The organism is Mesorhizobium sp. B1-1-5 (assembly GCF_006443065.1).
GTDB lineage: Bacteria > Pseudomonadota > Alphaproteobacteria > Rhizobiales > Rhizobiaceae > Mesorhizobium.
In genome coordinates, this window is record NZ_VFWS01000197.1 from 1 (window position 1) to 5294 (window position 5294).

At 64.7% G+C, this 5294-nt stretch carries 4 protein-coding genes; 2 read left to right on the forward strand and 2 right to left on the reverse strand.

What is annotated here, in order from left to right:
* Nucleotides 1–257: 257 nt before the first annotated feature.
* On the reverse strand, nucleotides 258–1196 hold the full coding sequence (locus FJ980_RS29115; RefSeq protein ID WP_140547086.1) for a diacylglycerol kinase family protein: 939 nt from the start codon (nucleotides 1194–1196) through the stop codon (nucleotides 258–260).
* A gap of 905 nt (nucleotides 1197–2101) precedes the next feature.
* Between FJ980_RS29115 and FJ980_RS29120 the strand changes: the two genes are divergently transcribed.
* Nucleotides 2102–2617: a hypothetical protein gene (locus tag FJ980_RS29120; RefSeq protein WP_140547087.1), complete on the forward strand. Its 516-nt coding sequence runs from the start codon at nucleotides 2102–2104 to the stop codon at nucleotides 2615–2617.
* 66 nt (nucleotides 2618–2683) lie between these two features.
* Here FJ980_RS29120 and FJ980_RS29125 read toward each other — a convergent pair whose 3' ends face one another.
* Complete coding sequence (locus FJ980_RS29125; protein WP_140547088.1) at nucleotides 2684–3727, reverse strand: CapA family protein; 1044 nt, start codon at nucleotides 3725–3727, stop codon at nucleotides 2684–2686.
* Between the two features lie 149 nt (nucleotides 3728–3876).
* On the opposite strand from FJ980_RS29125, the gene FJ980_RS29130 reads away from it, so the two are divergent.
* Nucleotides 3877–5133: a hypothetical protein gene (locus tag FJ980_RS29130; RefSeq protein WP_140547089.1), complete on the forward strand. Its 1257-nt coding sequence runs from the start codon at nucleotides 3877–3879 to the stop codon at nucleotides 5131–5133.
* Nucleotides 5134–5294: the final 161 nt, after the last annotated feature.

The following is a 5294-nucleotide window of genomic DNA, read 5'->3' on the forward strand; positions in this document are numbered from 1 at the left end:
ATTCGTAACCACCTGAACTGAAGCAGAATCAATGCCGTGCACTTACACAAGCACAAATCGTGCCGGACGCTCGTGGGCTTGACCCGAGTATCCATGCCGCGACCAAGCCGAAAGGTGCAGCGGTGAAGAATTCTGCACCGTGGCTGCGCTCAGGACTCCCGGCATGGATCCCAGGGTCTCCGCGACGGAGCTTCGCTCCTGCTTCGCCCAGGGATGACGACGCCGCGGGGCGCTCCACCCCTGGCCAACGTCTTGATTCAACCTCTCAGCGTCAGCGCGCCGGGCAGGATCTCGAACGTCGCCGGAATCCGGCCTGGCGACTCGCCGTCTATGTCGACCAGCGCGCCGTTCTTCTCGGCATCGCCGAGCGGCTCGACCAGCACCTTGCGGCCACGCAGGATGGTGATTGCCGGATGGTTGCGATGGCGGCCGCCATAGAGCAGGCGGAGGTCGCGGATCAGCCCAAGCTTGCCGGCGGCCCGCAGGATGACGATATCGAACTGGCCGTCGGCGAGCTCGGCGTCCGGCGCGATCATCATGCCGCCGCCGAAGAATTTGCCGTTGGCCACCGCGACCAGCGCCATGCGCGCCTCGACCGGCTCGCCGTCGTCGATGGTGATCCTGACATCCTGAAAACGGTAGCGGATGAACTCCAGCACGGTGCGCCAGAAGAACAGCGCCTTGGCCGAGACCCTGCCCTTGCGCTTGTCGGCATTGACGGCGCGATCCGTCGCGCCCGACAGGCCGAGGCTGGCGATGTTGATGAAATGGCGGCTGGCCAGCGCGCCGTGGTCGTCGATGTAGCAGATGCGTCCGGCGTCGATTTTTCGCGCCTTGGAATCGGCGATCCGTTTCAGCGCGGCATCGATGCCGCGCGGCAAATCGAGCCCACGCGCGAAGTCGATGCCGGTACCACAGGGCAGAAGGCCAAGCGCCGCTTCCTGGCCGGTCTCGTTCTGTGCCTGCAGCAACCCGTCGGCCACCTCGCTGGCGGTGCCGTCGCCGCCTGCCGCGATCACCAGGTCGCACCCGCCGGCGGCGAGGTCGATTGCCAATCGCTCGGCGTCGCCGCTGGCCTGCGTTTCCCGCAAGTCGAAATCGCCGAAATTCCTGTTGAGCGATGCCGCGGCCTCCGCCCAATGCCGCTTGAGCCTGCCGCCGCCGGCAATCGGATTGAGAACCACCCCGACTTTCAAGTCGACCTCCCTCGAGGCAAGTCGCGCAACAGGCGCTGCGGCACCCGCGCTGGTACCCAAAATCTTTAGCCGACATTGAAACGCGGACCGGGCGCCGGAGCAAGGCTCCAACGTCCAGCGGTCACAGAAAAGCGGGGCAGGCTGTCTAAGCGGTTCGGTCGGCGGATTCCGCTGCTTTTGCCATTGGTCCCCGATAATCCCGCTATCCACAGGCTCACCGGCATTCCCCCGACCCCTTACCCGGCGTACATTCAACCCATCTCAGGCGGCTACCGAACGCCCCGCCGAAAGGCAAAAGCGCAAGGCGGATTTCCTGAGGCCCGTACGGCCCGGAACGAAAGCAGGCTCGCCTGTTTGAGGGACGGATACCGAGACCTACGGGTGCCGCGGAAAGCGTGCTAACGCCGACGGCGGACCGATGCTGCCATGAAGGCCGGGAAAAACCTTCGATGGCACGCTGGGCGAAGCCCGCAAGGGTGGAGATCGGCGTGGTCTGGAACGGGAGCTGCCCTCGGGCGGCGACTGGCAGGGCCGTCAAAATCAAGGCCGGGCTGGCGCGACGACTTTACGGAAGTTGCTGCCTTAACCGGTTCCTGATCTGACAGGGAGGCGCTGGGAGAAATCCCGGCGCCGACTGTCTTTTTGGTGCATCCTCAGGCGCGCAGTGGCCCCAGCGGGGTTCCGCTTGCCAGCAACAACCTGTTCCTGCCCGGGATTCGACCAGGCCGGTGCCAAATTGGAACATGTCCACGCCGGCGACTGAGGCATTTCGGTCACAGTTCTCGGCTGAGCAACCTTCGGATACGTCCCGTCATCCACATTTCACAATAGCGGCCAAATCCCGCCTTGTTCGGCATGGATTGATGCAACTGGGGTGCAGAGGACAATTTCGAAGGGACAAGACCGTGATCAAGACCGTCCTTGTCGCCATGACCATCGTCGGCTGCGACTGCGACGCCAAGCTGTGCGAATATATCGGCGAGACGCCGGCCAAATGGACGACGATCGCCGACTGCGAAGCGGCGATGAAGAGCCAGATGCTGCACCAGCGCAATTTCAACTACCCGCTTGTTTCGGGCATCTGCCGCGTCAAGGGCTCAGCCTCTTCCTCCGAGCTTGCCGCGAAAGCCTCCAGCCCGGACTTGAAACCCAGGAGCCGCATCGTCGAAACCATCGCCCCGCTGCCGCCCGAGCTCGACCATCGCCCGAGCGCTCCGGTTGGCGCAACGGTGACCGCCAGCGAAACGGAATCGGCAAAGCCGGTCGCCTTCGACGGGTCGGTCGATGGCGGCCGCGCCGTGCTCTACCGCACCAAGGCCGGCTATGCCGTGGTCAAGACCGACCTCAGCCGCGCCGCCGGCGCGACGGTGGACGCGGCGAAGCACTCGGCGAACTGGCTGGCCGGTTTGACTGGGCTGTAAGCCTGCCTAAGGCGCGATGAGATTCAGGTCGGCCGCGCAGAGAGCGACGGCGAAGCCGTATCCTTATCATTTCCCCGACATGGGAAAAATTGCCAACAGTCGGGCCGCGACCCGCCGCTTGAGCGCGCCACCCAGAGCATCGACAGGCACCAACCGCTCGTGACCATTGGTGGCGAGGCGCGCGAAGAAATGCAGCCTATAGGCAGCGATCCTACCCCGCGTGGCCGGATCGGCGCTGACATCGACGACGAATATCGAGCCGATGCGTGCCGGCCATGGCTGCCTGGCAAGAGCCGTTCCGAGGAAATCGCCAAGCCCATAGGCAATCACGCTGTCGCCGATGCGCTCGACGGGCTGCAAGACATGGGCGTGATGCCCGGCGATCAGCCGGACGCCGCGATCCGCCAGCCGCCTCGCCAGCGCCCGCGTCGCGGGTCGTGGAAAATGCCGGAACTCCCAGTCCCAATGCGGCACGGCGCAGATGAGATCGATGCCGGAAACGGCGTCGCTCGGCCATTCCGCCGCGCGCATCGAGATGCGTTCTTCGAACGGCGCGGCGTCCGTGTTGCGCCAGAGCGTGAAGGCCGCAAAGCCGATCGTCAGCGATCCGGCCGCATGACGCTGGACGGGCCCGCCACCAATTGTGCCGATGGTTCTGATCCCGAGCCGGTTCAGCGCCGCGAGCGTTTCCTCGAAACCGGCGATGCCCTGATCGAGCACGTGGTTGTTGGCCAGGGACAGAACGAGCCTGTCGCGCGCGATGCCGGCGGCTGCGAGCGCATCGGCCAGGAAATGCTCGCCCATCGCGTGATGCGTGCCGAACCGCGTGCCCATCACCGCGCGTGCGCGTTCGACGATCGGGCTTTCGCCATTGCCGATCACGAGGTCGGCGGACGAAAGCAGCGTCGTGATTGCCGGATCGAACTCCGGCGCATCGCGATTGGCGACCGCCGAAATGTCGCCGACGAAGGCCAGCCGCACCTTCCGTGTGGGTTGCGGATCGAGCAACATCGACGCGGGCGCCGCGAAGCCGCTTCTGTCGCCGGCAAGCGACGGTCTCAGCAGGCGCGGCAGCCATGACAGTTTGTAGGCAAGCGGATAGTTCGACACGGGCCCATCCAGTTTCGCCCTGTGTAGACTGTCTGCCCCGCGGGTTGAAGCCAGGCGCCGTTCCAAAAGCGGGCTCGCAGATCGGCAAGGGCCGGAGGACGCCTTGAGCCAAATGCGTGTATGCTCGCAACATGACGCAGTGGAGGGCGATGACGATGCGTAGAACGATCCTTGCAGCAGCCTTGTTTGCATTCCTGCCGGCGTCCTTCGCCTGGGCGGAGATGCCTGACGCGGCCAAGTCCATGTTCGAGGCGAAGAGCGTGGCCGACCGGAACACGGCGCTGTCGACGCTGGAGGCGGCAGCGGCCAAGGACTCGGCCTCGGCCTATGCGGCCGGCGCCGGCGAATTCTTCACTGCGCTCGAGCTCCTCGCCGGCGGCCTGCATCGCCACGGTTTCGAGAGCCCGAAATCCTTCATGCTGCCGCTGATGCGGTTGCCGGTGCCCGACAATCCCAACCCGCAGCCGCTGACCTACGAAGACTTCCGCGCCATCCTGGTCGCCTTCCGCGACCGGCTCGAAAAATCCGCCGCCACGCTCGGCTCGGTGCCAAAAGATGCCGATATCGGCATGGTGGTCGATCTCACCCATGTCGGCATCGACCTCAACGAAGATGGCAAGCTCGCGCCCGACGAAAGCATCGCCGCCATCATGGCGTCGCTCTCACGCGGCAGCGTCGACATAAGCGATGCCGCGCCTTCGCTCACCTTCCGCTTCGACCGCGCCGACGGCTTTTGGCTGCAAGGCTATGCCGAGTTCCTGATGGCGCAGGCCGATTTCTGGCTGGCGCATGATTTTCGCAACGCTTTCGACGGCTCGTTCCACATGCTGTTCCCGCGCGCGAAGCTGCCTCTGCAGGATACGCTCGTGCCGCTGGACGGCGGCATGAGCGGCAACATTTTCGCCTCGGAATGGCGCTTCGCCGACTTCATCTCGCTGGTACATCTCGTCAACTGGCCGGTGGTCGAGCCGGAACGCCGGCAGGCCGCGCGCCGCCACCTGCTGGAGATGATCCGGCTGTCGCGCGAAGACTGGAAATCGATCCTGGCCGAGACCGACAACGATCGCGAATGGCTGCCGGGACCGCAGCAGAAGGGCATCAATCCGCTCACCGGCCTCGAGGTCGGCGAGGAACAGGTGCAGGCCTGGCTCGCCACATTGACGGTGGCCGAGGATCTTCTCGAAGGCCGCGCGCTGCTGCCGCATTTCCGCATCGCCGGCAAGGGCATCAACATGAAGCGCTTCTTCGACGAGCCGAAACCTTTCGACCTGGTGCTGTCGATCACCGGCCCCGGCATCGCGCCCTATCTCGAAAACGGCAAGATCCTCACCAGCGACGATTTCGACCAGATCCAGCGCGAGTTCGGCGGCGCCGGCTTTTTGACGTTTGCGCTGTGGTTCAATTGAGGACCGCGATCTTGGGTTCCTCGCCTCATGAAATGGGCTACGCTATGCACACATTTTCTGTGACTGGCGCGACCGATCGGGCCAAGGCTTGATTGCCACGTGGTTCCCCCAATCCGTCGCTGCTTCGCAGCGCCACCTTTCCCCCCTCCGGAGGGAAAGGA

Bases quoted from the DNA above. Each gene is read 5' to 3' on its own strand.
- FJ980_RS29130 (WP_140547089.1), top strand. From the start codon at position 3,877: ATGACGATGCGTAGAACGATCCTTGCAGCAGCCTTGTTTGCATTCCTG.